22 protein-coding genes and 1 tRNA gene are annotated in these 24,295 nt (G+C 71.8%); 12 read left to right on the top strand and 11 right to left on the bottom strand.

Annotated features, from left to right (window positions below; translation table 11 throughout):
- The first annotated feature begins 1 nt into the window (after nt 1).
- Both ACQ5BE_RS08760 and ACQ5BE_RS08755 read left to right on the top strand, forming a co-directional pair.
- Nucleotides 2-406: a 6-pyruvoyl trahydropterin synthase family protein gene (locus ACQ5BE_RS08760; RefSeq protein ID WP_430296655.1), complete on the top strand. Its 405-nt coding sequence runs from the start codon at nt 2-4 to the stop codon at nt 404-406.
- Between the two features lie 15 nt (nt 407-421).
- Nucleotides 422-1,555 carry a glycosyltransferase family 4 protein gene (locus ACQ5BE_RS08755; protein ID WP_430296654.1) on the top strand — a complete coding sequence of 378 codons (1,134 nt, stop codon included), beginning with the start codon at nt 422-424 and terminating at the stop codon, nt 1,553-1,555.
- Here the strand turns inward: ACQ5BE_RS08755 and ACQ5BE_RS08750 are convergent.
- Nucleotides 1,530-1,835 (bottom strand): cell division protein CrgA, encoded by a 306-nt coding sequence (locus ACQ5BE_RS08750; protein WP_430296652.1) that lies wholly within the window; start codon nt 1,833-1,835, stop codon nt 1,530-1,532. The two genes, ACQ5BE_RS08755 and ACQ5BE_RS08750, sit on opposite strands and share 26 nt — an antisense overlap.
- A 159-nt stretch (nt 1,836-1,994) precedes the next feature.
- Between ACQ5BE_RS08750 and ACQ5BE_RS08745 the strand changes: the two genes are divergently transcribed.
- A complete protein-coding gene (locus tag ACQ5BE_RS08745) occupies nt 1,995-2,639 on the top strand; it encodes an aminodeoxychorismate/anthranilate synthase component II (RefSeq protein WP_430296651.1) in 645 nt (214 codons plus the stop codon).
- Between the two features lie 27 nt (nt 2,640-2,666).
- On the opposite strand, the gene pknB is transcribed toward ACQ5BE_RS08745, so the two are convergent.
- From pknB to ACQ5BE_RS08710, 7 genes are read right to left on the bottom strand one after another with little or no spacing between them, the layout of a single operon-like run.
- Entirely contained in the window at nt 2,667-4,646 is a 1,980-nt protein-coding gene (gene pknB / locus ACQ5BE_RS08740; RefSeq protein WP_430296650.1) for a Stk1 family PASTA domain-containing Ser/Thr kinase, read from the bottom strand.
- Between the two features lie 49 nt (nt 4,647-4,695).
- On the bottom strand, nt 4,696-6,354 hold the full coding sequence (locus tag ACQ5BE_RS08735; RefSeq protein WP_430296649.1) for a serine/threonine-protein kinase: 1,659 nt from the start codon (nt 6,352-6,354) through the stop codon (nt 4,696-4,698).
- The gene (locus ACQ5BE_RS08730; protein WP_430296647.1) at nt 6,351-7,814 is read right to left on the bottom strand and encodes a peptidoglycan D,D-transpeptidase FtsI family protein; all 1,464 of its coding nucleotides are present in this window, start codon (nt 7,812-7,814) and stop codon (nt 6,351-6,353) included. Before ACQ5BE_RS08730 ends, ACQ5BE_RS08735 begins: the two co-directional genes overlap by 4 nt.
- A complete protein-coding gene (locus ACQ5BE_RS08725; protein WP_208711097.1) occupies nt 7,811-9,274 on the bottom strand; it encodes an FtsW/RodA/SpoVE family cell cycle protein in 1,464 nt (487 codons plus the stop codon). The genes ACQ5BE_RS08730 and ACQ5BE_RS08725 overlap by 4 nt, the downstream gene beginning before the upstream one ends.
- Nucleotides 9,271-11,052, bottom strand: a complete 1,782-nt coding sequence (locus ACQ5BE_RS08720) for a PP2C family protein-serine/threonine phosphatase (protein WP_430296646.1) — start codon at nt 11,050-11,052, stop codon at nt 9,271-9,273. Before ACQ5BE_RS08720 ends, ACQ5BE_RS08725 begins: the two co-directional genes overlap by 4 nt.
- Nucleotides 11,053-11,054: 2 nt before the next feature.
- Nucleotides 11,055-11,528: an FHA domain-containing protein FhaB/FipA gene (locus ACQ5BE_RS08715; protein WP_430296645.1), complete on the bottom strand. Its 474-nt coding sequence runs from the start codon at nt 11,526-11,528 to the stop codon at nt 11,055-11,057.
- Nucleotides 11,525-12,247: an FhaA domain-containing protein gene (locus ACQ5BE_RS08710; RefSeq protein WP_208711099.1), complete on the bottom strand. Its 723-nt coding sequence runs from the start codon at nt 12,245-12,247 to the stop codon at nt 11,525-11,527. Before ACQ5BE_RS08710 ends, ACQ5BE_RS08715 begins: the two co-directional genes overlap by 4 nt.
- A 260-nt stretch (nt 12,248-12,507) precedes the next feature.
- Between ACQ5BE_RS08710 and ACQ5BE_RS08705 the strand changes: the two genes are divergently transcribed.
- Nucleotides 12,508-12,590 (top strand) — tRNA-Leu (locus ACQ5BE_RS08705).
- 89 nt (nt 12,591-12,679) lie between these two features.
- Here ACQ5BE_RS08705 and ACQ5BE_RS08700 read toward each other — a convergent pair.
- Nucleotides 12,680-14,167 carry a lipase maturation factor family protein gene (locus ACQ5BE_RS08700; RefSeq protein WP_430296644.1) on the bottom strand — a complete coding sequence of 496 codons (1,488 nt, stop codon included), beginning with the start codon at nt 14,165-14,167 and terminating at the stop codon, nt 12,680-12,682.
- A gap of 73 nt (nt 14,168-14,240) precedes the next feature.
- Between ACQ5BE_RS08700 and ACQ5BE_RS08695 the strand changes: the two genes are divergently transcribed.
- The 3 genes from ACQ5BE_RS08695 to ACQ5BE_RS08685 are packed head-to-tail and all read left to right on the top strand — an operon-like array spanning nt 14,241 to nt 16,053.
- Nucleotides 14,241-14,948, top strand: a complete 708-nt coding sequence (locus ACQ5BE_RS08695) for a fluoride efflux transporter FluC (RefSeq protein ID WP_430296643.1) — start codon at nt 14,241-14,243, stop codon at nt 14,946-14,948.
- Nucleotides 14,945-15,325, top strand: coding sequence for a fluoride efflux transporter FluC (locus tag ACQ5BE_RS08690; RefSeq protein WP_430296642.1), 381 nt, complete (start codon nt 14,945-14,947; stop codon nt 15,323-15,325). The genes ACQ5BE_RS08695 and ACQ5BE_RS08690 overlap by 4 nt, the downstream gene beginning before the upstream one ends.
- 29 nt (nt 15,326-15,354) lie before the next feature.
- Nucleotides 15,355-16,053, top strand: a complete 699-nt coding sequence (locus tag ACQ5BE_RS08685) for a dienelactone hydrolase family protein (protein ID WP_413249466.1) — start codon at nt 15,355-15,357, stop codon at nt 16,051-16,053.
- Nucleotides 16,054-16,117: 64 nt separating this feature from the next.
- Here ACQ5BE_RS08685 and ACQ5BE_RS08680 read toward each other — a convergent pair whose 3' ends face one another.
- The gene (locus ACQ5BE_RS08680; RefSeq protein WP_430296641.1) at nt 16,118-17,686 is read right to left on the bottom strand and encodes an MFS transporter; all 1,569 of its coding nucleotides are present in this window, start codon (nt 17,684-17,686) and stop codon (nt 16,118-16,120) included.
- A gap of 78 nt (nt 17,687-17,764) precedes the next feature.
- On the opposite strand from ACQ5BE_RS08680, the gene ACQ5BE_RS08675 reads away from it, so the two are divergent.
- From ACQ5BE_RS08675 to ACQ5BE_RS08655, 5 genes are all read left to right on the top strand, one after another.
- Nucleotides 17,765-18,304 carry a TetR/AcrR family transcriptional regulator gene (locus ACQ5BE_RS08675; RefSeq protein WP_430296640.1) on the top strand — a complete coding sequence of 180 codons (540 nt, stop codon included), beginning with the start codon at nt 17,765-17,767 and terminating at the stop codon, nt 18,302-18,304.
- Between the two features lie 94 nt (nt 18,305-18,398).
- Entirely contained in the window at nt 18,399-19,088 is a 690-nt protein-coding gene (locus ACQ5BE_RS08670) for a GntR family transcriptional regulator (RefSeq protein ID WP_430296639.1), read from the top strand.
- Nucleotides 19,089-19,195: 107 nt separating this feature from the next.
- Nucleotides 19,196-20,071 (top strand): VOC family protein, encoded by an 876-nt coding sequence (locus ACQ5BE_RS08665; protein ID WP_430296638.1) that lies wholly within the window; start codon nt 19,196-19,198, stop codon nt 20,069-20,071.
- A gap of 48 nt (nt 20,072-20,119) precedes the next feature.
- Nucleotides 20,120-20,974, top strand: coding sequence for a fumarylacetoacetate hydrolase family protein (locus tag ACQ5BE_RS08660; protein ID WP_430296637.1), 855 nt, complete (start codon nt 20,120-20,122; stop codon nt 20,972-20,974).
- A gap of 5 nt (nt 20,975-20,979) precedes the next feature.
- The gene (locus tag ACQ5BE_RS08655) at nt 20,980-22,707 is read left to right on the top strand and encodes an FAD-dependent monooxygenase (RefSeq protein WP_430296636.1); all 1,728 of its coding nucleotides are present in this window, start codon (nt 20,980-20,982) and stop codon (nt 22,705-22,707) included.
- A 69-nt stretch (nt 22,708-22,776) separates the two neighbouring features.
- Here the strand turns inward: ACQ5BE_RS08655 and ACQ5BE_RS08650 are convergent, their stop codons facing one another.
- Nucleotides 22,777-24,267, bottom strand: a complete 1,491-nt coding sequence (locus ACQ5BE_RS08650) for an aldehyde dehydrogenase family protein (protein WP_430296635.1) — start codon at nt 24,265-24,267, stop codon at nt 22,777-22,779.
- Between the last annotated feature and the right edge of the window lie 28 nt (nt 24,268-24,295).

Here is a 24,295-nt window from a genome sequence, read left to right as displayed (position 1 = left end):
CATGTTCAGCCTCACCGTCCGTGACCACGCGATGATCGCCCACAGCCTGCCGCGCCCGGCGTTCGGGCCGGCGCAGGGCCTCCACGGGGCAACGTTCGTCGTCGAGCTCACCGTCCGCGCCGACGCCCTCGACGCGAACTCGACCGTCATGGACATAGGCGAGGCGTCCCAGCTGCTCGGCGCGATCCTCGATGGGATCCGCTACCGCAACCTCGACGAGCACCCCGACTTCGCCGGCCGGCTCACCACCACCGAGGTCCTCGCCCAGCACGTGGCCGTCGCCGCCGCCGAGAACCTGCGCCACCTCGACCACCTCTCCGCCGTCGAGGTCACCCTGCGCGAGAACCCGGACGCGTGGGCCTCCTGCACGATGGACCTCGCCCGCCGGCGGGGTACGGGCGCCTAGCCCCGCGGGCCCGCCGTGGACCTGCGCCTGGTGGTTCCCGGCAGCCTCGGCTACTCCTCTGGCGGGAACGTCTACAACGCGAGGCTCGCCAGCGCGCTCGCCGCGCTCGGCGTGCGGGTCGAGACGGTCGAGGTGCCGGGCGCCTGGCCGGTCGGCTCCCCAGCGGACCGGGCATCCCTTGCCCCCGCGCTCGGCGTCCCGTCTGCCGCCGCGCACGACGGCGTGTCCCCGGCCCGCGCGGCCGCGTCGCCGGACGCGGTGCTCGTCGACGGGCTCCTCGCGCTCGGAGCACCGGAGGAGGTGCGCGCCGCGGCGGCCTCAGGGCCAGCGCGCCTCGGGATCATCGTGCACATGTCCCTCCCGGACGCCCCGGGCCTCACACCGGAGGGGAGGCGCCGCCTCGCTGACCTCGAACGCGCCTCCCTCGCGGTGGCCGACGCTGTCCTCGTCCCGAGCAGCTTCGCCGCGCGCCAGCTCGCCGAGCGCTACGGGACCCGGGCACTCGTGGCGCGACCCGGCGTCGTGCGTGCCCCCGTCTCGCCGGGGAGCCTGGCGGCGGGGGCGCCGCCGCACCTGCTGTGCCTCGCTGCGCTGCTGCCGGGGAAGCGGCAGCTGAGGATCGTGCGGGCACTGGCCGGGCTGGCCGGCCTGCCATGGAGGGCGACGCTCGCCGGGCACGACGCCGCCGACCCGGACTATGCGCGCGCCGTCCGCGAGGAGGTGCGGGGCCTGGGGCTCGAAGCCCGCATCGAGGTGCCCGGGGAACTGCGCGGGGCCGCGCTCGATCAGGAGTGGGCGCGTGCGGACCTGACGGTGCTCGCGTCGGAGTCCGAGACGTTCGGACTGGTCGTGGCGGAGTCGCTCGCGAGGGGAGTGCCCGCCCTCGTCCCTGCGGGAACGGGCGCGGCAGAGGCGCTCGCGCTGAGCCTCGAGGGCGGACTCGGGGCCGCCGGTACGGCGGTGCGCGAGGAAGACCCTGCGGCGGGTGGGGACCCGCTGTGCTCTGAGATGGGCCAGTGGCTGTCCTCAGCCGAGGTCAGGGCCCGGTGGAGGGCAGCCGCCCTGGCCGCGCGGCCCCTCCTGCCCGGCTGGGACGCGACCGCCAAGGCGGTGCTCGGCGCGCTCAGCCCCGCCAGCGCAGGGTCATGAGGAACCCGATGATCGCGATGCCGAAGCCGATCAGGATGTTCCAGTTGCCGATCGCCGGGACGGGGAACAGGCCCTGGGTGATGTAGAAGGCGATGATCCAGAGCAGGCCCACGACCATAAGCCCGAACATCAGGTACTTGTACCACTGCGGGGTCGGGCCGGCGGGCTTGGGCGTCCGCTTCTTCTTGCGCGGCTTGGGGTTCGAGGACTTCTTCAGGACCTTGTCCGCGCTCTTCGAGGCGCGCGCCTCGGTCTCGGGCTTGTCCGGTGAATCGGGCACTGGTCCTCCTTGGCCGCCCTTCGGCTGCAGGCGGGCACGCTTGGTATCCTGCAAGCACCGCCGACGCGCCGCGGTGCTGCTGTCTGACTCGTTCTGGTAGCCAAGTCTAGCCGCCCGGGCCTGCCGGTCCCGCCCACTCCACGATTGGCCGAAACCCCCATGAGCACGCGCATCCTCGTCATCGACAACTACGATTCGTTCGTCTACACGCTGGTCGGCTACCTGCAGCAGCTCGGCGCTGAGACCACCGTGGTGCGCAACGACGATGTGTCCCTCGACGAGGCAATCGAGCTCGCCGCGGCGCGCGACGGCGTGCTCATCTCCCCGGGGCCGGGCAACCCCGCCGAGGCCGGGGTCTGCATCGAGCTCATCAGGTGGTGCGGCGAGAACAACAAGCCCATGCTCGGCGTCTGCCTCGGCCACCAGGCGCTGGCGGAGGCCTACGGCGGCACCGTGACCCATGCCCCGGAGCTCATGCACGGGAAGACATCCCTCGTGGAGCATGAAGGCAAGAGCGTCTTCGCCGGCCTCAAGAGCCCCTTCACGGCCACCCGCTACCACTCGCTCGCGGCCCTCGCGGAGAGCATCCCCGACGTCCTCGAGATCACGGCCCACACGCACTCGGGCGTCGTCATGGGCCTGGCCCACAGGACGGCGCCGCTGTGCGGGGTCCAGTTCCACCCTGAGAGCGTCCTGACCGAGGGCGGCTACCAGATGCTCGGAACGTGGCTCGAGTCCGTGGGACTCCGGGGCGCGGCAGCCCGCGCCTCCACGCTGAGCCCGCTCATCACCGCCGGCGCCTGAGGACCGACGCCGAGTCGATGGTCCGACTCAGCCGTTGCCGTGCCCGGGGTTCTGCGTGGACTTCGGATTCGACGACTGCGTGCTGGTCGGCGTCGGGGTGGGCGACGGAGCCGGGGGAGGCGGAGCGGGCGGAGCCTTCGCGACCGAGAGGATCACCACGCCTCCCTGGTCCACATTCCCGTCCGGCGCCGGCGACTGGTCGGTGACCGTGCCGGGAGCCACGACTGCGTTCTCGACCTCGCGGGGATCGGCGCGGAGACCGAGGCCGGTCAGGATGGCCTGGGCGTCCTCGAGGGCCTTGCCGCGCAGCTCGGGAACGGTGACCTTCCCCGTGGAGACCGTCAGCTCCACCTCGGAACCGATCGCGACCATCTGCCCCACGCCGGGGTTCGTGGCGATCACCGTCCCGTAGGGGGCCTTCGGATCGTTGGCCAGCACCGACCGGGGCTTGACCTTGAGCCCCAGCCGTTCGAGGGTCGCCCTTGCCCCAGCCTCGGTGGCCCCGATGAGGTCCTTCGGTATCTCGGCGCTCGAGGGCCCCGCAGAGACCTCGAGGGTGATCTTGCTGCCCTTCTGGAGCTGCGTTCCCGCACCGGGGATCGTGTCGATCGCCGTGCCCTTGGGCACCGTCGCGTGGTTGGGCCGCTGGATGGGTTCGAGTTCGAGGCCCTGCCGCTGCAGCAGCAGCGCGGCCTCCGTCTCGCTCATGTTCTCCACGGAGGGCACGGTCACTGTTGTCACGGCCGCAGGCTGGTTGACGTACTGGTACAGCCAGAGGCCGCCCGCTCCGATGAGCAGCAGCGCGGCCAGAATCAGCACCGTGATCCAGGCACGGCGCTTGCCGCGGCCACGTCGGGCCCGTTCCTCGTCGCGGGCGTCGTCGAACGCGATCAGTCCGGCCGCCGGGGCCGCCTGGACCTGCGGGATCTGGCCCGTGTCCCCGAGGTGTGACGACGCGGCGTGGCGTCCGGCGCCGTCCTCCGCCCCGCCGCCGTCGCCGACGTTGACCGACTGGGTGGGGACCCCGGCGTCGTGCGCGGGATCCTCGGGGCCTGCCTCCGCCGCCGCGGCGGCACCTGCTCCGGCCGCGCCGACGCTTGCCGCCGCAGCCGCAGCCGCCCCGCCGCCCGTGAGGGGGCGAGGGGGCACGACGACGCCGGCCCGCGCGGCGCGCAGAGCACGCCGGAACGCCGCAGCGTCCTGGAAACGTGCGTCGGGGTCCTTCTCGAGCGCCCTGTCCAGCACGCTCTGGAGGGCCGGGGTGACCTTCGGGTTGAAGTCCGAGGCAGGCGGCGGCGAGGACTGGACGTGCTGGTATGCGACCGAGACTGCGGACTCGCCCACGAATGGCGGGCGCCCCGTGAGCAGCTCGTACAGGAGGCACCCGGCGGAGTACAGGTCGCTGCGGGCGTCCACGACCTCGCCGCGGGCCTGCTCCGGGGAGAGGTACTGGGCCGTGCCGACCACGGCCTGGGTCTGGGTCATGGTTGCCGCGGAGTCCGCCATGGCGCGCGCGATCCCGAAGTCCATGACCTTGACCGCGCCGGAGTCGCGGCAGACCATGACGTTCGCGGGCTTGATGTCCCGGTGCACGATCCCGGAGCGGTGGCTGTACTCGAGCGCGGACAGCACGCCGAGCAGGTAGTCCACCGCCTCGTCGACCGTGACGGAGTTGGCGCGGATGAGCTCGCGGAGCGTCTGCCCGCCCACGTGCTCCATCACGATGTAGGGCACGGCGACCGCGTGCGGCGTCGCCGGGTCGGGCTGCTGCTCGCCCGTGTCGTAGACGGCGACGATGGAGGCGTGGTTCAGCCCGGCCACCGCCCTGGCCTCCCGCTCGAACCGCACCCGGAACTGGGTGTCCCGGGCCATGTCCGGCCGCAGCATCTTCACGGCCACCGTGCGGCCGAGCCGCAGGTCGCGCCCCTCGTAGACGTCCGCCATCCCGCCCCGGCCGATCAGCTCGCCGAGCTCGTAGCGGCCCGAGAGGACGAGGGGACGCGGCATGGGCTCGTCCTCTCGTTCTACGGGCGGATTGGCGGATGAGGTCATGTGGTCACTGGCCGGGGAGCGCTGGAAGCGTGAGGTTCGGTGTCTGGTTCGTGGTCTGTGAGCTGTTGCCGTTGGTCCGCGTGGGGGTCGGCGTGGGGGTGGGCGTCACAGGCGGCTGGACGTTGAGGTAGGTCACGGTGACGGTCGAGCCGACCGTGACCTGCCCGCTCGGCTCGATGTTCGTGACCTGGCCCATCGTCCCGGTCTGCGAGGCCACCGGGTTGAGCGCTACACCGAGCCCGAGTGCTTCGAGCTCGGCCTTGACCTGAGTGTAGTTCCGGCCGAGGTACGCCGCGGGGACCACATTGACCGTGGCGGGTCCCGTTGGCGTCTGCACCGGGGTCGTCCGGGTCGGCGTGGGCGTGGGGGTCGGCGTGGCGCTCGACGGCGGGGGCGTGCTCGCCGCCGTCGAGGTCGCCGGGGAGCTCGGCAGCGGGGTCGGGCTGAACAGGCCGGCGTTGGAGAGCCAGACGCCGATCAGCACGAACAGGATCAGCAGCAGGAGCCCGACCAGCGGCCAGGTCAGCGCGCTGCGCTTCCGCTCGCGGCGCGCCTCCTCCTGCGGTGCCACGTCCTCGTCGTCGTCCACCGAGGCGTACAGCGGCCGCGCGGGAGCCTCCGAGGCCGAGTAGCCCTCGTCGTCGCCGACCACGGGGAGGGCCGACGTCGGCGGGGTGCCGTGCGCGGCTGCGGCGGCACCGGCCGCGGCGGCCAGGCCGGCACCGCCGACGACGGCCGTCGGGGCCGTCTGCTGCTGGGTCCTGCCCGTGGCGGGAGTCGTGATCGCGGCCGTCGAGTCGTCGTGCTGGACCATGGCGGGGACCGCCGCGTGCGCCGCGGCGATGTCCCCGCGGCGGATCGCCTCCGCGGCCTCGGCCAGCTTGATCGCGTTCGCCGGGCGGCTGCGCGGGTCCTTGGCGAGCATGGACATGAGCAGGGCGCGCACGGGGGCGGGAAGCTGCTCGGGAAGGGGCGGTGGGGCGTCGTTGACCTGGGCGAGCGCGATCGCGATCTGGCTCTCGCCGGAGAACGGGCGGTGGCCCGTGAGGCACTCGTACCCGATGACCCCGAGCGAGTAGATGTCGCTTGAGCCGGTGGCCTGCTGGCCGGTGGCCTGCTCCGGGGCGAGGTACTGGGCGGTCCCCATGACCTGCCCGGTCTGCGTCAGGGGCACCTGGTCGGCGAGGCGGGCGATGCCGAAGTCGGTGACCTTGACCTTGTGGTCCGGGGTGATGAGCAGGTTGCCGGGCTTCACGTCGCGGTGCACGAGGCCCTGCCCGTGCGCGACGGCGAGGGCGCGCGCCGTCTGCGCCATGATGTTGAGGGTGCGGTCCGGGGAGAGCACACGCTCCCGCTCGAGGATCGACGAGAGCGGCTCGCCCGGCACGAGCTCCATCACGAGGTAGGCCGAGCCCTCGGCCTCGCCGTAGTCGAAGACGTTGGCGATCCCGGGGTGGTTCAGGAGCGCGGTGTGGCGGGCCTCGGCGCGGAACCGCTCGAGGAAGCCCGGGTCGCCCGCGTACTCCTCCTTGAGGATCTTGATGGCGACGATCCGTCCCAGCACCTGGTCACGGGCCCTCCAGACCTCGCCCATGCCGCCGATGGCGATCCGGCTCTGCAGGTGGTACCTGCCGCCCAAGGTGATGCCCGACGTCGGTCTCACTTCTTCAACACCGCCTCAAAGATCTTGCTAGCTGTGGGACTGGTCAACGAGGCTCCCGTCTTGACGTCGACGCCTTCCATGACGACGGTCACCTGAACCTGGGGGTTGTCCGCCGGGGCGAACCCGGTGAACCATGAGTTGTTGAGGCCGGAGGAGCCGAGCTCCGCGGTGCCGGTCTTGCCGGCCACCTTGACGCCGGGGACCGCCGCGCGGTTCGCGATGCCCTGGGACACCACGTTGGTCATCCACTCCGTGATCTGCCGGGCGATCTCCGGTGAGGTCGACGTGCGGAGCACCTCGGGCTTGGGCTCCGAGACGACCCGGAGGTCCGGGGCGGTGATGCTCTTGACGAGCGAGGGCTTCATCTGGACACCGCCGTTGGCGATCGCGCTGGTCATGAGGGCGATCTGCAGGGGCGAGGCCTTCACGTCGAACTGCCCGATCGCGGACTGGGCGAGCTGGGCCTGGTTGAGGTTCTGCGGCCAGACGCCCGGGGAGTAGTCGAGGTGCAGCTGGTCGCCCGCGTCCTGGCCGAAGCCGAAGGCCGCCGCCTGCTTGCCGATCGCGTCCTGCCCCAGGTCCAGGGCGATCGAGGCGAACGGGGTGTTGCAGGACTGCTCGAGCGCGAACGAGAAGTTCGCCTCGGTGCGCGTGTAGCAGTTGCCTCCGGCGTAGTTCGGAAGCTTGGCGCTCGTGCCCGGCAGGGTCATCTCGGCGGGGTTGGGCAGGACGGAGTCCTTCGTGTACTTCCCCGAGGCGAGGGCCGCGGCCGTGTCGACGAGCTTGAACACCGAGCCCGGGGCCAGGAGTGCGCCCGTCGGCCCGCTCACGCCCTGGTTGAGGTTGATGCCGGGCAGCGCCTGGATCTGCGCCATGGCCGCCTGGGCGGCCGCCTGGTCGTGGGTGGCGACCTTGTTCGGGTCGTAGCTCGGCTTGGACACCATGGCGATGATGGCGCCCGTCTTGGGATTGGTCACGACGATCGAGCCGCGCTGCCCGTCGGGGATCAGGTCGTAGGCGAGCTTCTGGACCACCGGGTCGATGGTGAGCTCGACCGTCGCCCCCTTGGGCTGCTGGCCGAGGAAGAGCTGCCGCACACGGTCCATGAGGAGCTGGTCCGACTGGCCCGTGAGGGTCGAGTTCATCGAGTTCTCGAGGCCCGTGGAGCCGAACACGTTGGAGTAGTAGCCCGTGAGCCCGGCGTACAGCTCGGGGGACCCCGGATAGGTGCGCTGGTACTGGCACGTGTCGGAACCACTCGCGACGGACTGGGCGATCGGCTGCCCGGCGACGAGGACCGCGCCCCGCTCCTGGCAGAAGGTCGCCAGGATGGCGCGGTTGTTCCACGCGTTCTTGTTCAGCTCGTCCGCGCCGATGACCTGGACGTAGCTGATGGAGCCGAGGATGAGGGCGAAGAGCGCCGCGACGGCGATCCAGGCGTTGCGGATGGCCTGGTTCATCGGATCCTCACCGCCTCGGTCTGGGTGTCGTCATGTGTGCTCGTCCTGCGGCGACGGGGCGGCATCACCCGGTCGGTCAGGTCGGCCAGCCGCGATCTGGGGGCGGGCCCCGCGGCGTCGTTCGGGTCGAGCGGGGTCATGTCCACGGGGCGGCGCGCGGCGTTGGAGATCACGAGGAGGAGCGCCACGATGATCCAGTTCGCCAGGAGCGACGAGCCGCCCGCGGCGAGGAACGGCGTCGTGAGTCCGGTGAGGGGGATGAGCCGGGTGACGCCGCCGATCACGACGAAGCACTGCAGCGCGATACCGGCCGAGAGTCCGGCGGCGAGGAGCTTGCCGAACGAGTCGCGGGCGCCGAGCGCGGCGCGGAAGCCGCGCGTGATGAGCAGCGCGTAGCACATGATGATCGCGAAGAGGCCCACGAGGCCGAGCTCCTCGCCGAAGGAGGCGATGATCATGTCCGAGTGCGGGAAGGGCACGAGGTCCGGCCTCCCCTCGCCGAGGCCGGTGCCGAGGAGTCCGCCGTTCGCCATGCCGAAGAGGCCCTGGATGACCTGGTAGCTGCTGCCGTAGGTGCGGCCGTAGACCTCGGGGGAGAAGGCATTGAGCCAGCCGTCGATGCGCAGGCGGATGTGCGGCAGGAGGACGCTCGCTGCCATCGCGCCGCCGAACATCAGCAGCACGCCGAGGAGCGCCCAGCTGGCACGGCTCGTGGCGATGTAGATCATCGAGATGAAGATGCCGAAGAAGAGGATCGACATGCCGAGGTCGTGCTGGAAGATGAGGATCCCGATGGCCCCCAGCCAGGTCACCACCATGGGCCCGAGGTCCCTGAAACGGGGCAGCTGGAGCCGGCCGATGCGGCGCCCCGCGAGCAGGATGAGGTCCCGGTTCGTGGAGAGGTAGCCCGCGAAGAAGATCGCGATGGTGATCTTGGCGACCTCTCCGGGCTGAAACGAGGCCGAGCCGAAGCGGATCCACACCTGGGCGCCATTGACCTCGCCCGCGCTGATCCCGGGGACGAGCGGGAGGAGCAGCAGGACTGCGCTCAGGATGAGCGAGATGTAGGTGTAGCGACGCAGGTACCGGTGGTCGCGCAGGAACCAGATCACGGCGACCGCGAGGACCATGCCGATGATCGTCCAGCGCGCCTGGGCGTTGCCGTAGTCCGTCTCCGGGGTGTCGAGGCGGTGGATCATCGCGAGGCCGAGTCCGTTGAGCGTCACGACCAGCGGAAGGATGATCGGATCGGCATACTTCGCGCGGAACCGCAGGACTGTATGAACCGCGAGGGATGCGCCGGCGAGGAGGGCGGACTGGAGCCAGAAGTCCCGGTCCAGGGCCGTGCCCTCCTTGACCCCCGTCATCGCGCTCGCCCCGATGCCCACGGCCAGGGCGAGGATCAGGAGCACAAGTTCTGCGTTGCGCCGTGGCTTCTGCACGGTGTCGACGCCGCTCATCGGGTGCCTCCCAGGCAGGGGTCGGGGGTCGGGCTGGTGCTGGGCGAGCCCGAGGCGCTCGCACTCGGCGCGGCGCTCGCGCTCGGTGCCGCGCTCGGGGCGGCTGCGGCTGCGGACGACGGCGGCGGCGCGCTGCCGCTCGGCGTGGCCGTCGGGCTCGCGGTCGCCCCAGAGCCGGGCAGGCAGCCCTGGGGGTCGGTCTGGATGTTGCGCACAATCTCCTCGGCGCCCTCGAGCCCGTCGGCGGGAACCCCGGAGCGCAGGCGCTGCTGCGTGAACGGGCTCAGCGAATCGAGCGGGATGTTCGTGACCGTGTGCACGTGCGAGAGGGGAATCGGTCCCAGCTGCTGCGAGACCCCGTTGTAGATCGCCACACGGTTGTCGAAGGCGCCCACGTAGTAGCGCGTCTGGGTCCAGGCGTAGCCGAACCAGAGGCCCACCACCACGGCCAGTGCGGCCAGGATTCCCAGGCCGAGCCGGAACCAGCGCCGAGCGGGCCGGTCGGAGGATGTGGACTCCTCGTCCTCCCCCTCCGCCTCGACTTCCGCCTCGGGGCTCCGGTGCATGAGGATCGCCGCCGCGCGGCGCGCCGCCGTCCGGCTCGCGACCGAGGGCAGCGAGCCGGTCTCCGCGGCCGAGGCCGCGGCGCCGACGAGTTCGTGCGGGCGGCTCTCGAGCTCGCGCCGCAGGACCTCGGCGGAGAGGTGCGCGCCGAGGTTGGGGTCGGTGGCGGGCTCTTCGCGCCGGTCCTCGTCTCCGGCGGCGGGCGGGGCCCCGGGCCCCACCTCCGACGGCGTCTCCGCCGCGGGGGACGCTGCCCCCGCCGGCCGCGCCCCGTCGGACGCCTTCGCGGGCTGCTCCTCGGAATCCCTGGACGCCGGGGACGCCGTCGGGGCGGCGGGTGCCGCCGCCTTGCCCGCAGCTCCGGCAGGGGTGCCCCCGGCCGGTGCGGCGGCGGAGGTGACGGGCGTGCGCGCGGCCGCCGCTGCGGTGAGCGGCGCGGCAGCCGGGGGAGCGGCGGGAGCCGGCAGCGCGTCGTCGTCCTCGGTGGCCTCGACGTCGGCGACGATCACCGTGACGTTGTCCGGGGCGCCGGCGGCGAGGGTCAGCTCGATGAGCCGGTCCGCGCACTCGGCGCGGTCGTCGTATTCGCGCAGCGTGCGCTCGACAAGGGGCAGCGGCACATAGTTGAGCCCGTCGGAGCACAGGAGCCACCGCTCGCCCTCGACCGCGGGGAAGGTGGAGAGGTCCAGCTCCGGGCTCGCGTCGACGTCGCCCAGGACGCGCATGAGCACGTTCTTGTGCGGGTGGGTCTCGGCCTCCTCGGGGCGCAGGCGGCCTTCGTTGATGAGGCGCTGGACGAAGGTGTGGTCAACCGAGACCTGCTCGAGGTCGTTCCCGCGCAGCCTGTACGCGCGGGAGTCGCCGATGTGGGCGAACGCGAAGCTGTCACCGGAGAGGAGGATCGCCGTGACGGTCGTGCCCATGCCGGCCAGGAGCGGGTTGGCGCTCACGAGCTCGGACAGCAGGGAGTTGGCCGTCTGGATCTCGTCGGCGAGCTGGGTCGCCGCCTCGCCGGGCGCGTAGTCGCCGTGGTCGAGGTGGATGAGGTCCAGGACAGTCGAGGCGCTCGCCACGTCGCCGCCCGCGTGCCCGCCCATGCCGTCGGCGACGACGGCGAGATGACGGCCCGCGTACGCGGAGTCGTCATTCTTGGAGCGGAGCCGGCCCACATCGGAGCGGGCGGCGTAGCGGAGGACCAGACGGGCGTCAGCCAAGATCAGGGCCTCAGCTCGATCACGGTCTTGCCGATGCGGATCGGCACACCGAGCTCGACCGGCTGGGCACGGGTGAGCTGCTGGTCCGCGAGGTAGGTGCCGTTGGTCGACCCGAGGTCCTCGATGAACCAGCGGCTGCCCTGCGGGAAGAGGCGCGCGTGCCGGCCGGAGGCATAGTCGTCCTCGAGGACCAGCGTGGCCTCCTGGGCGCGCCCGAGCAGGATGGGGCTGTCGGCCAGCGGGACGCTCGTGCCGGCGAGGGGGCCCTCGACGACGACCAGGCGGTGGGCCTGCTGCCTCGCCGGAGGCTCGGCGAGCTCCGGGTTGCGGCGGACCTGCCGCGCGGTGGGGGCCCCTGTCTTGTTGCGCCGGCCCACGGCCAGGTCGCGGCGCATCGCGCCGACGACGCTGAAGACCATGAGCCAGAGCAGCAGAAGGAAGCCCAACCGCAGAGCGGTGAGCGTCAGCTCATTCACGCGTTTCCTCCCCGGGGTGCCGGAAGCAGGCGGAAGACGATCTTGGTGCGGCCGATGCTGATTGTGGACCCGTCGCGGAGCTCCGCGCTGCCGGAGACGCGCTGGCCGTTGACGTAGCTGCCGTTGGTCGATCCGAGGTCCACCGCGTAGGCGGTGCCGGACTCCGTGCGGATCTCGATGTGGCGGCGCGAGACCCCGGTGTCGTCGACGACGATGTCCGCCTCGGACGAGCGCCCGAGCACGACCGAGTCGGCGTTGAGCGAGTACCGCTGGCCGTCGATCTCGAGGACCGGGCTCAGCTGCACGGGCTGCCGACTCGGCGCGGCGGGGATGTTGGGGCGCGGGGCGCCCTTCTCGGTGCGGGAGACGACCTCGAACTCGCCGCCCTTGAGGGACGCGTCGTGTCGGAACGTGAAACGCACCGGTCCCTGGAGCGTGTACCCCTGGGACCGCGCGTGCTTGACCGCGACGTCGCACAGCTCCTCGGCGAGGGGCTGGCCCCAGCCGCGGGCCCGTTCGAAGTCGGTGTCCGAGAGGTGCGCCTCGAAGACGTTGGGCGCCAGCGTGCGGCCCTGGTCGATCGCGAAGGCCTGGTGGTCCATCTCGCGGCGCAGCCGGCTCGCGATCTCGACCGGCTGGACCTGGCCCTTGGAGCCGGTGGAGAAGACGCCGTGAACGGCTTTCTCGATGCCGCGCTCAAGCCTGTCGAGCAGTCCCATGGCCCCTCCTCTCCGGGGTAGACGATCATGCCGGTGGGTGCATCGAACTGCATCCGGAAGGTCGGTCGCCCGGGCACAGTCCTGTGACGATACTACTGGGCGGCTCTGGGTCCCGCCTGAACGGCCAGGTACCGTCCCCGTAACGATGCAGCCCGCCCATCCTCTCCCCTCCGGCAGGCGATTTCGCAATCGCCGCAGCGCTCCGCTATGCTGGTTCTCGCTGCTTTCACGGGCTCGGAGACGGTCTCGGGGAGTGCCACGCGCGAGTGGCGGAACGGCAGACGCGCTGGCTTCAGGTGCCAGTGTCCGAAAGGGCGTGCGGGTTCAAATCCCGCCTCGCGCACAGCAGAAGGGCCCCGGTCAATGACCGGGGCCCTTCGTGTTCTCCAGGCAGTTCACCACCCGCGAAGCCTCACGCCCCCGACGCTCCCCTCACTCGTCCCGCAGCCCGATCGGCCGGATGACCTCCCGCAGCGGCGTGATGACCCACCGGTGGTGCGTCTCGCGGAACTCCTCGCGGGTCGAGAACTCGTACAGGGCTGAGCGTGCCCGGACCCAGCGCGGCCGCTCGCCGTCGAACGGGTCCTCGCGCAGCAGCCTCAGCGTCGCGGGATCGGCGGCCAGGAGCTTCATGAGGAAGGCGTAGAACCACTCCTCGTGCACAGTGCGCAGGGGGAGGAACCACATGAGCCAGTCGAGGCGCAGGTGGTACGGCGCCCACTGCCGCGGCACCCGGTCAGGCTCGCCCGGCTTGCCCTTGAAGCGGTACTCGCGCCACTCGGCGTCGTCCGCCGGCACCGTGTCGAGCGTGCCCTCCACGACGATCTCCACGCGGTTCTTGGTCACCGACCCGAACGCCCCGTACGCGTTCACGAGCGCCCACCGGTTGAAGGCCGCGTTCATGAGCTGGCGCTTCGCGAACAGGTTCCGCAGCGGCCACCACGACAGCACGAGCAGCAGCACCGATGCGGCGAGCACGACGAGGACCCACGCCCAGGCGACCCAGTCGCCCGAGGCGGGCCACGCCGTCGTGCGGGGCCGGTCCCACCCGAGGTCCTCGGGGATGAAGGGGACGACGGAGTGCACGGCCCGGTCGCCCACCGCGGCGAACGCGAGCACGATCGCGGACCAGTTCAGCCACGCGAAGTTCCCAGACAGCACGAGCCACAGCTGCGTCAGGATCACCAGCGCCGCGGCGACCGAGCCGATGGGCTGCGGGACGAACAGGAAGAACGGCACCACGAGCTGCGCGAAGTGGTTCCCCGCGGCCTCGCAGCGGTGCATCCACTTCGGCAGGAGGTGGAACTGCCGGCTCAGAGGTCCGGGCATCGGCTGCGTCTCGTGGTGGTAGAACAGCGCGGTGAGGTCGCGCCACTCGTCGCCGCCGCGGATCTTGATCATGCCGGCGCCGAACTCGAGCCGGAACACGAGCCACACGGTCAGGATCAGGATCGGCGCCGGGGGCGGGACCTGGTCCGACCCGAGGAACGCGACCGTGAACCCGGCCTCGAGCAGGAGCATCTCCCACCCGAAGCCGTAGAACGTCTGGCCCACGTTCACGATCGACATGTACAGCCCCCACAGCAGCAGGAACGCCAGGAGGGGCACCCACCAGGGGCCCAGCTGCGGCACGCCCAGGACGAGCAGTGCGGACACGGCCAGACCCGCCGCGCAGAACAGGCGGAACAGGCGGTCGGAGTAGCGGAAGCGGAACAGGCTCGGCCGGCGCAGGCGGTGGAAGCCCTCGAGGTACTCCGGCACCGGCAGCAGGCCGCGCCCGCCGAGGAGGGCCGGGAACTGGTTGAGGGAGGAGAGGAAGGCGACGAAGAACAGTGCCGCGACCCCTCGCTGCAGCACCCACCGAGCCACCTCGGAGTCCTCGGCAGCGAACCAGTCGGTGAACCAGGACAAGGCGTCCATGGTCTTCACGCTACCCCGCCGCCACGGATTCACTCGGGCGGATCAAAGGCGAACCCGATAGGCTCGACGCGCCGTGACCGACTCCCAGCCCCGAGACACCCGAGACGCTGCCGCCCCGCCCGCTGCCCCTGCGCACGGCGACCCTGCGCGGTCGCGCGCAGCCGTCCCCTCGCGCCTGCCCGCGCCGCCCCGCTTCGCGCACCCGTTCTCCCCGGCCGTGCTCGCGCTCGTGTTCGCCGGCGGGGTGCTCGGGGCGCTGTCCCGCTGGGCGCTCGGGGATGTGATCCCCGCGCCCGGTGGGTGGCCGCTCGCGACCCTGCTGGTCAACCTCGCCGGGGCGCTCGCGCTCGGGGCGCTGCTCGAGACCCTCGCCCGCCGGGGGCCCGACGTCGGCCGGCGCCGGCTCGTGCGCCTCACCGTCGGCACGGGGTTCCTCGGCGCGTTCACGACGTACTCCACCCTTGCGGTCGACGGCGCGCGGCTGCTCTCGGCGGGCCGCGCGGACGACGGCGCGTGGTACCTCGCGCTGAGCCTGCTCGGCGGGGCGGCCGCGACGCTCGCCGGCGTTGCGGGGGCGGCGTGGCTGCACCGCGAGGACCGCCGCGGGCTCGCCGCCGAGGCCCACGTCGCGGCGCACCCCCACGCCCCCCATCCGTCTGGGGGTCACGTTCTGGGGGGCACATCGGGTGACCCCCAGAACGCGACCCCCAGACGGGAGGGGCCCGGGAACGCGGATCCCGGACGCGAGGGGCCGAGCGGGGCCCAGGAGGACCCGCGGTGACCCCCGGCGAGGCGCTGCTGCTCGGGGCGGCGGGCGGGCTGGGCGCCGTCATGCGCTACGTGCTGGACACCGCGCTCAGCCGGCGGCTCAAGGGACCGCTGCCGTTCGCGACGATCCTCATCAACGTCACCGGCTCCCTGGTGCTCGGGGTCATTGCGGGCGCGGTGCTCGCCGGTGCCGACCCGGCGCTCCAGGCCGTGCTCGGGACGGGGTTCCTGGGCGGGTACACGACCTTCTCGACTGCGAGCTACCAGAGCGTGAGCCTCGCGCTGAGCGGGAAGTGGGGCGCCGCCGTCGTGAACGGGGTGGGGACGATGGCGCTGTGCCTCGCGGCGGCGTTCGGCGGGCTCGCGCTCGGTTCGGCGCTGATGGCGTAAGGGGACCGGCGGGTGGGTACGGTGTGCCCATGAGCGATCAGCATCCCTTCCAGAACGTCACCTTCCCGTCCTCGGGCCGCGAGGCCCACGGCTACCTCGCCGTGCCCGCCGGCGGCACGGGTCCCGGCGTCATCGTCATCCAGGAGTGGTGGGGCCTCGTGGACCACATCAAGGACATCGCGGACAGGCTCGCGAGCCAGGGCTTCGTGGCCCTCGCCCCGGACCTCTACGGAGGTCGCGTGGCGCACGACGGCGAGGAGGCCGCCCAGATGATGCAGGAGCTGCCCGAGGAGGAAGGTGCGCGCCTCCTCGCCGGCGCGGTCGACTACCTGCTGTCCCGCCCCGAGGTCACGAGCTCCACTGTCGGGGCGATCGGCTTCTGCATGGGCGGCGGTTTCGTGCTGCAGCTCGCGGCGCAGCAGGGGGAGCGCGTGAGCGCCGCGGTGCCGTTCTACGGCGTCGGGCAGGGCGTCCCGAACGACTTCTCCGGCATCCGTGCCGCGGTCCAGGGCCACTACGGGGAGCAGGACACGAGCTACCCGGTCGAGGACGCGCGCAAGCAGGAGGAGCAGATCCGCCGCGAATCCGGCGCGGAGGTGGAGTTCTTCTACTACGACGCCCCGCACGCGTTCGCCAACGATTCCAACCCCCAGGGCAACTATCGCCCGGAGGCGGCGGACCTCGCCTGGTCCCGGGCCGTGGCGTTCCTCAAGGCGAAGGTGCGCTGAGCCCCAGGGCGCCTCGCCCCGCGAATTGTCGGGTTGCCGTGGGTGGGAAGCGCCGGCACCAGCGTCAACCCGACAATTCGCGGTGACTTTGGCCGGGGATCGGCGGCCGCAGCGCACGGTGCACGACGACGGACGCCGCCACCAGGAGCGCCGCCCCGATCGCGGACGTGTACGCCAGGCCCGAGTCGAAGGCCCGGTGCGCCGAGTCGAGGAGGGCGGAGGCGGCGTCGGTGGGAAGGTGCGCCGCGGCGTCGACCGCGCCGCCGAGCGTCTCCCGGGCGCGGGCCGCAGCTTCCGGCGGCAGTCCCGCCGGGACGTGCACGCCCAGCCGGTACGCCGCGCCGAGGATGCTGCCCAGCACCGCGGTGCCGAGGACGGCGCCCAGCTCGTACGCCGTCTCGGAGATCGCGGACGCCGCCCCGGCCTTCGCAGGCGGGACGGAGGCGAGGATCAGGTCGTTGGAGAGGGTCTCGGCCAGGCCAACGCCGGCACCGACCACGGCGAACCCCACCAGCAGCGCCGGCAGCGACCCGTCCCGCCCGAACGCGAGCACCACCGCGTAACCCGATGCGTTCACGAGCAGGCCCGCGACCATGACCGACGCCGGCGAGAACCGCCGGGCGAGCCGCACCGCCGCGAGCCCGGCGGCCACGGACAGCGCCATTCCCGGCAGCATGAGCAAGCCCGCCTCGAGGGGCGCCTTCCCCGCCACGAGCTGCAGGTGCTGCGACAGGAAGTACATGAACCCCACGAGCGAGAAGATGCTCAGCAGGTTCGCCGCGAGGCCCGCGCTGAAGGCGGGCCGGGCGAAGAGCCGCACGTCGAGCATCGGGCCCTTCCCGCGGGCGGCCCGCACCAGCTGGCGCCGCACGAACAGCGCGCCCAGCCCGAGCCCGAGGAGGATGGCGGCGGCCGGCGCGCCGGCGTCGTGCGCGAGCTCCTTGATCCCCCACACGAGGGCGACGGCGCCGCCCGCCACGAGCGCGATGCTCGCCGCGTCCACGGGCGACGGCGCGGGGTCCCGGGACTCGGGCACGAGGAGGGGTGCGAGGAGCAGCGCGGGGATGAGCATGGGAACCGCGACGAGGAACACCGAGCCCCACGCGAAATGGCTCAGCAGCGCACCGCCGGCGAGCGGGCCGAGGGCCGCGCCGCCTGAGAACACGGCCGCCCAGATGGCGACGGCGAGGCGGCGCTCGCGGTCGTCGCTGAAGATGTTCCGGATCAGGGAGAGCGTGGCGGGCATGATCATCGAGCCGAAGACGCCGATGAGGGCGCGCGCTGCGATGAGCTGGCCCGGGGTGGTGGCGAAGGCCGCCGCGGCGGAGACTGCGGCGAAGCCGGTGGCGCCGACCAGGAGGATGCGGCGGCGGCCGACGCGGTCCCCGATCGAGCCCATGGGCACCAGGAGGCCCGCGAGCACGAGCGCGTAGACGTCCACGATCCAGAGCAGCTCGGTGGAGGAGGGGGCGAGGGCGAGGGTGATCGCGGGGACGGCGAAGCTCAGCACCGTGTTGTCCACGGCGATGAGCAGCACGGGGAACATGAGCGCGGTCAGGGCGAGCCAGCGACGGGCCGGGGTGGCCGGAGCGGCGGATGCGGGGGATGCCTGGACCGGGACGGTCTGGTTCATCGGAACTCCTGATTCGTGGGGACGCGAATAACTGTACCGGCTGGACGGTATAGCTACAACTCCGCGTACAGTGGCCGTATGCCCAGACCCCCCAAGGCCCGCGCAGCGATCCTGGACGCCTACCGGGACCTCCTCGTCTCCGACGGCGAGAGGGCGGCCACCATGGACGCCGTCGCGGCGGCCGCCGGGGTATCGAAGGGCGGGCTCCTCTACCACTTCGGGAGCAAGGACGCCCTCGCCGATGGCCTCCTGATGAGGCTGCGCGAGGCCGCGGCCGAGGACAGGGACGCGATGGCGGCGGCCGAGGAAGGCCCGTCGCGGTACTTCGTGCGCACGTCGGTGAGCGTGGGGAGCGACCTGGACCGGCTCTTCGTCGCGGCGGTGCGCCTCGCCCAGGGCGGGCACGCCGGTGCGCTCGCGGCCCTCGAGGAGCTCGACGCCGCATGGCTGGCGCTGATCCGGACCGAGGTTGCCGACCCGGCGGTGTCCGCGGCGATCATGCTCGTGGGGGAGGGCCTGTACCACTACTCGACACTCGCGGGGGCGTGGCCGGAGGCCGCGTTCGGCACGGGGATCGAGGGGCTGCTCGGCGTCGTGGACCGGCTGCGGGGAGCATAGGGCCCACGGACGGCTCCCGGCTGGGCCCGGGGGACACGCCGCTGTGCATTGACCAACTGTTTTTATCTAATATCCGCCTCGGTATACTTCGCGCATGGCCAAGAAGACGGACGCCGAGACCCTCTCGAAGCATCTGCGCGATGCCCTGAGGCGGGACATCCTCGCGGGACGCTGGAACCCCGGTGCCAAGCTGCAGCTGATCGCCCTCTCCCAGCACTACGAGACGAGCAGCACGGTGGTGCGCGAGGCGCTCACCCGGCTCGTGGGGGACAGGCTGGTTCAGCTTCGGCCCAACCGCGGCTTCTTCGTGCCCGAACTCTCCCTCGCCGAGCTCGAGGACATCACCGAGATGCGGTGCGTCAACGAAGAGCTCGCCGCCCGGCTGGCCATCGAACGCGGCACCCTCGACTGGGAGTCCGAGCTCATCGCTGCCCATCACACGCTGGAGCGCACGCAGAGCCGTGATCCCTCCGACCCCGACGTCCACACGGAGGCGTGGAACGACGCGCACCAGGCCTTCCACGCCAAGCTCATCGAGGCGTGCGCGGTTCCGGTCCTGATCGACCTCACCTGTGTCCTCTCGGATCTCAGCCAGCTCTACGGGCGCTGGGCCGGCGTCGCAACCCGGTACGCGAACCGCGACGTCGAGCAGGAGCACCGGGACATCCTGGCCGCTGCGCTGGCCCGCGACCCCCGGCTGACGGCCGCGCTCCTCCGGGCCCACTACCAGACGACGATGTCCGCGATCCGCAGCGCCGGCGAGGTGGGGCTCAAGGTGGGCTGAAGCCGGGGGCGACTCCTCACGCACTTTGCAATATCAGTAGATAATGCAAAATCTTTCGGGTAGTGTCTTCTTCAGGATGCCGTAGACGGCCGAGCGAAGGAGCACGCATGTCCTGGGGACTGATCAGCGAGATGGGCCACGTGGCCATCCAGACCACCGACCTCGCGGCGTCGGTTGCCGATGCCACCGACATCCTGGGCCTGCGGGTCACCGAGCGCACCCAGGACGGGGTCTACCTCGCCGCCAACGCCGTGCACCACGAGCTCGTCTACGTCGAATCCAGCCGCAACGGGATACACGCCCTCGGCCTCATCGCGCGTGACGGCGACGCCCTCGCCGAGGTGCGCCGCCGCGTGGAGGCCGAGAACCTCCCGATCCTCTCCGACCGCCCCCTGAGCGCGGGCGTCGCAGACGGCTTCGCCTTCACGGGGCCCGAAGGATGGATCTTCGAGGTGTACACGGGAATGCAGAAGGCCGACCGCAGCGCACTCTCGTTCGGGCCGGACCGCTACGGCCACCTCAACTTCCACCCGCAGGACGTCCGCGGGATGATGCTCTTCCTCTCCCGCGTCTTCGACTTCCGGCTCTCGGACGTGATCGGGGACGACTTCGCCTACTTCATGCGCTGCAACCCCGACCACCATGGCATCGCCCTCATCAAGGGCCGTGGCACGTTCCACCACCACGCCTGGCAGACGCAGTCGGTCGGGGACCTCGCGAAGCTCGGCGACCGCCTGCATCTGAAGGGCCGCGAGCTCATCTGGGGGCCGGTCCGCCACGGGGCAGGACACAACATCGCCGCCTACTACGTCGAGTCTTCCGGCGCGGTCGTCGAGCTCTACACCGACCTCGAGCAGATCTATGACGACGACCGAGAGCCGGTCGTGTGGGGCCAGGAGGAGAACTGGTACAACATGTGGTCCGACCGCCGGCCCGATGACTTCCGCACCTTCGGCATCCCGCCCGTGGACCACCGGTTCTGATCCGTCCCGGACTGCCCGTCCCATCACCCCTGACCAGAAAGGCCTTCCATGAACTACGTCTCCTTCACGACTCCCGACGGCGCCGCCTCCTGGGGCGTGTCCCTCGAGGGCCGCATCCACGACCTCGGTCCGTCCGGCGCGAACCTCGCCCCGACCCTGAAGGACATCGTGGCCGATGGACGCTTCGGCACGCTGTCCGAGGAACAGGTCACCCGGGCCCCGGCCTACGACGAGGCAGACGTCGCCCTCCTGCCGCCCATCACCGACCCGGCCAAGATCCTGTGCATCGGCGTGAACTACGTGAGCCACCAGGAGGAGACCGGCAAGACGAACCAGAAGGCGCCCACCGTCTTCACGCGCTTCGCCGACACCCAGATGGGCCACCTCGCCCCGGCCCTCATGCCGGCCTCGACGACCCAGTACGACTACGAGGGCGAGATGGCCCTTGTCGTCTCGAAGGACGCCTACCGGGTGAAGGCCGAGGACGCGTGGGACTACGTGGCCGGCTACGGCGCGTACAACGACTTCTCCGTCCGCGACTGGCAGCTCGCCGCAACCCAGTGGACCCCCGGAAAGAACTTCCCCGGCACCGGAGCCTTCGGCCCCTATCTGGTCCCTGCCGCCGACCTGGGGGACGTGGACCAGCTCAAGCTCGAGACCCGCGTCAATGGAGAGGTGCGGCAGAGCGCTTCCGTGGCGGACCTCTACTTCTCGATCCCGCAGATCATCGAGTACGTGACCGCATGGACGAAGCTCTCCGCCGGCGACGTGATCGTCACCGGCACCCCGGGTGGCGTGGGCCTGTTCATGGAGCCCAAGGGATTCCTGTCCGCGGGCGACGTGGTCGAGGTCGAGATCACCGGCCTGGGCACGCTCTCCAACACGGTGGCACTGGACGCCTGACCGCCATGACCGAGCCACTACCTGCGAGCGAGCGTGTCGACGTCGACGTCGTGGTCCTCGGTGCCGGGCCGACCGGCCTCACGGCTGCCTGCCTCATGGCCGACGCCGGCCTGAGCGTCGCCGTCGTCGAACAGCATCCAGGCACCGGCGACGAGCCGCGCGCGATCAGCGCGACCGACGAGGCCCTGCGCATCATGCAGCAGCTGGGCGTCCTTCCCGGGCTCGCCCCGGAGACGCTTCTGGGCACCGGCGCGCGGTACACGGGCAGGCGACGGCAGGTCCTCGCCGACGTGCGCCCACCGCGCCCCCGGCTGGGCCAGCCGGGCAAGAGCCAGTTCGACCAGCCGGTCATGGAAGGCCTCCTCTGGGAGGCTGCCACGGCGCGGCCCGGAATCCAGCTCCACTTCGGGACGGAGGCCACGCGCCTGGCCCAGACGCACGACGGCGTCGAGCTCACCGGAGTGCGCCGGGGCCCGCGCAGCCAGGGCTACCGCGGGGACCTGGCCCAGGACGAGGCCTTCGCCCTGGCCGATGCGGGCACGGGCGACGTCGTGCACCAGGGCGGCACCACGGCGTCGGCCGACGCCGTCGCTCCGCCGACCGAGGTGACGTTCCGTTCGCAGTGGCTCGTGGCCTGCGACGGCGGCCGCAGCTTCGCACGGAAGGCCCTCGGGATCGGGCTCGAGGGCTCGACCCAGGTGGAGAAGTGGATCGTCGTCGACCTGCTCGACGCCGGCGAGGGGGAGCCCTACGCCTCGTTCCACTGCAACGGGAGCCGTCCGGCCGTTGTCGTGCCCGGGGTCAAGGGAAGGCGGCGGTACGAGTTCATGCTGCTGCCGGGCGAGGATGAGGCGACGATGGTCTCACCCGCCTCGATCCGCGCTCTCGTGGGGGAGTACCAGGGTGTGGAAAGGCTCAGGGTCCGCCGGGCCGCGGTCTACACGGCCCAGCAGCGTCTGGCTTCGCGGTGGCGCGAGGGCCGGGTCCTGCTCGCCGGTGACGCGGCGCACCTCATGCCGCCGTTCGCCGGCCAGGGCCTCAACGCCGGGCTGCGGGACGCGGCAGCCGCCGCCTGGCGCGTGGCCGCGGCCGTCCACGGCCGCGCGGGGGACGGCCTGATGGACTCCTACGAGGCAGAGCGCAAGCCGCACGCGGCCGAGATGGTCAGGCTCTCCAAGCGCATCGGTGCCGTAGTCATGAGCACCAACCCTCTCGTGTGCGCACTGCGCGACGCCGCGATCCCGGCGCTCGGAGTTGCCCCGCGCGTCAAGGCCTGGCTCACGACCATGAAGTTCCTGCGCCAGCCGCGGTACCACCGGGGTCTCGCCGTGCCGGTGGCACGCGATGTCCCGGGGCCGGCGGCGGACCTGCTCGGGCGCGCCCTGCCCCAGCCGGACGTGGTGCCGGCGGAGGGCGGCGCCGTCGTGAAGCTCGACGACGTGCTCGGGAGCGGCTTCGCCTGGCTCGCCGTGGCGGGCCCGGGGGAGCTGTGGGTGACCTGCCCGGGCCAGGCGCCCGTGGTGGTGCGCACGGTGGCTGGAGCCGTGGACGCCGGGATCCTCGACGCCGCGGTGGGGCACGAGCTCCTCGTCCGGCCCGACCGGTACATCGCCGCGGTCGTGCCCATCGGCGCCCGCCGCGGCGCGTACACCTCGCTTGCGGACGCCCTTCCGGGGCTCGCGGACCAGTTCGCAGTCCCCTCTGGGAGTCACCTCCTGGGAGTCAACTCCTGAGAGTCACCACCTGGGGGTCACCTCCTGTGACTCCCAGGAGGTGACCCCCAGACGGGGGGAGGCCGCGTCTTACGCGAGGCGCACGGTCACCGTCTTGAGCTCGGTGTAGGCCTCGATGCCCTCTCGGCCGTTCTCCCGGCCCCAGCCCGACATCTTGAACCCGCCGAAGGGAAGGTTCGGGTCCATGCCTGCCGGCGTGTTGACGCGCACGTTGCCGGCCTTGACCCGGTCTGCGAAGAGCAGCGCGCGGGAGATGTCCCGCGTCCACACGATGGCGTTGAGGCCGTAGTCGGTCTCGTCGGCCATCGCCAGGACGTCCTCGATCGAGGCGCGGTCCGAGAAGGTCTGCACGACGAGGACCGGCCCGAAGATCTCTTCCCTCACGAGGGCGAGCTCGGGGGAGTCGGTGCGCAGGACGGTAGGACGGACGAAGTAGCCCGCGCCGTCGGCCGCGGTGCCGCCGGTGACGAGCTCGGCTCCGCCCGCGATTCCCGCGCGGACGTAGTCCAGCACGCGCTTGCGCTGGGCTTCGGAGATGAGGGGTCCGAGCTGCGTGCCCTCCGCAGTCCCGGCGCCGAGCCGCATGCCCTCCGCGATGCGCGCGATGCCCGCCACGACCTCCTCGGCGACCGCCTCGTGCACGTACAGGCGAGAGCCGGCCGCGCAGACCTGCCCCGCGTTGGCGAAGATGGCCTGGGCGGCGCCGGGGATCGCCTGGTCGAGGTCCGCGTCGTCGAACACCACGACGGGGGACTTGCCGCCCAGCTCGAGGCTGATCCGCTTGAGGGTATGCGAGACGGTCCGCAGCAGGTGCTGGTCGACTGCGGTCGAGCCGGTGAAGGAGATCTTGTCGACGAGCGGATGCTCCGCGAGGGCCTGCCCTGCGACGGCCCCCAGCCCTTGGACGACGTTGAGCACCCCGGCCGGAATCCCGGCCTCGCGGACCAGCTCGGCAAGCCGCACGGCTGTGAGGGGCGTGAGCTCGGCCGGTTTGAGCACCGCGGTGCAGCCTGCGGCGAGTGCCGGTGCAACCTTGGAGAGCGCGAGGGTGAACGGCACGTTCCAGGGGACGATGAGGCCGGCGACGCCGATCGGCCGGCGCAGCGTGTACGCGTGCCAGGCGCCCGGCAGGGAGACGTCCCGGGTCTCCCCGCTGAGCTTCGTCGCCCAGCCGGCCTGGTACCGCAGGATCTCGATGCCCTGGCGGATCTCGAACGCGCGGGCGACCGCGAGCGGCTTGCCGCAGTTGAGCGATTCGAGCAGCGCGAGCTCCTCGAGGTTCTCCTCCAGCAGGTCTGCAAGGCGCTGGAGGCGGGCGGCGCGTGCTGCTGGCGCGAGCTGCGACCACCGTCCGTCGTCGAACGCCGCTCGGGCGGCGCGGACGGCGAGGTCGACGTCGGCTGCACTGGCGAGGGAGGTTGTCGCCAGTTCCTTCCCCGTCGAGGGGTCCATGACGGCGAAGTCACCGCCGCGGCCGTCGATGAACTCGCCGTCGATGAAGAGCCGCAGGGGCGTGTCGAGCAGGGCCGGGCGCGTGGGCGCGGGGGCCGTGGCAGTCATGTCGTCTCCTTGTGCTCCGCGGGCCACG

It is taken from the genome of Sinomonas sp. B1-1 (assembly GCF_050474465.1).
Lineage (GTDB): Bacteria > Actinomycetota > Actinomycetes > Actinomycetales > Micrococcaceae > Sinomonas > Sinomonas flava.
This window is presented reverse-complemented; position numbering and strand designations above follow the sequence as displayed.

Bases quoted from the DNA above. Each gene is read 5' to 3' on its own strand.
- ACQ5BE_RS08745 (WP_430296651.1), top strand. From the start codon at position 1,995: ATGAGCACGCGCATCCTCGTCATCGACAACTACGATTCGTTCGTCTAC.
- ACQ5BE_RS08710 (WP_208711099.1), bottom strand. From the start codon at position 12,247: ATGGGACTGCTCGACAGGCTTGAGCGCGGCATCGAGAAAGCCGTTCAC.
- ACQ5BE_RS08685 (WP_413249466.1), top strand. From the start codon at position 15,355: ATGAGCGATCAGCATCCCTTCCAGAACGTCACCTTCCCGTCCTCGGGC.
- ACQ5BE_RS08660 (WP_430296637.1), top strand. From the start codon at position 20,120: ATGAACTACGTCTCCTTCACGACTCCCGACGGCGCCGCCTCCTGGGGC.
- ACQ5BE_RS08650 (WP_430296635.1), bottom strand. From the start codon at position 24,267: ATGACTGCCACGGCCCCCGCGCCCACGCGCCCGGCCCTGCTCGACACG.
- ACQ5BE_RS08725 (WP_208711097.1), bottom strand. From the start codon at position 9,274: ATGAGCGGCGTCGACACCGTGCAGAAGCCACGGCGCAACGCAGAACTT.
- ACQ5BE_RS08760 (WP_430296655.1), top strand. From the start codon at position 2: ATGTTCAGCCTCACCGTCCGTGACCACGCGATGATCGCCCACAGCCTG.
- ACQ5BE_RS08675 (WP_430296640.1), top strand. From the start codon at position 17,765: ATGCCCAGACCCCCCAAGGCCCGCGCAGCGATCCTGGACGCCTACCGG.
- pknB (WP_430296650.1), bottom strand. From the start codon at position 4,646: ATGCCGCGTCCCCTCGTCCTCTCGGGCCGCTACGAGCTCGGCGAGCTG.
- ACQ5BE_RS08665 (WP_430296638.1), top strand. From the start codon at position 19,196: ATGTCCTGGGGACTGATCAGCGAGATGGGCCACGTGGCCATCCAGACC.
- ACQ5BE_RS08670 (WP_430296639.1), top strand. From the start codon at position 18,399: ATGGCCAAGAAGACGGACGCCGAGACCCTCTCGAAGCATCTGCGCGAT.
- ACQ5BE_RS08700 (WP_430296644.1), bottom strand. From the start codon at position 14,167: ATGGACGCCTTGTCCTGGTTCACCGACTGGTTCGCTGCCGAGGACTCC.
- ACQ5BE_RS08680 (WP_430296641.1), bottom strand. From the start codon at position 17,686: ATGAACCAGACCGTCCCGGTCCAGGCATCCCCCGCATCCGCCGCTCCG.
- ACQ5BE_RS08655 (WP_430296636.1), top strand. From the start codon at position 20,980: ATGACCGAGCCACTACCTGCGAGCGAGCGTGTCGACGTCGACGTCGTG.
- ACQ5BE_RS08730 (WP_430296647.1), bottom strand. From the start codon at position 7,814: ATGAACCAGGCCATCCGCAACGCCTGGATCGCCGTCGCGGCGCTCTTC.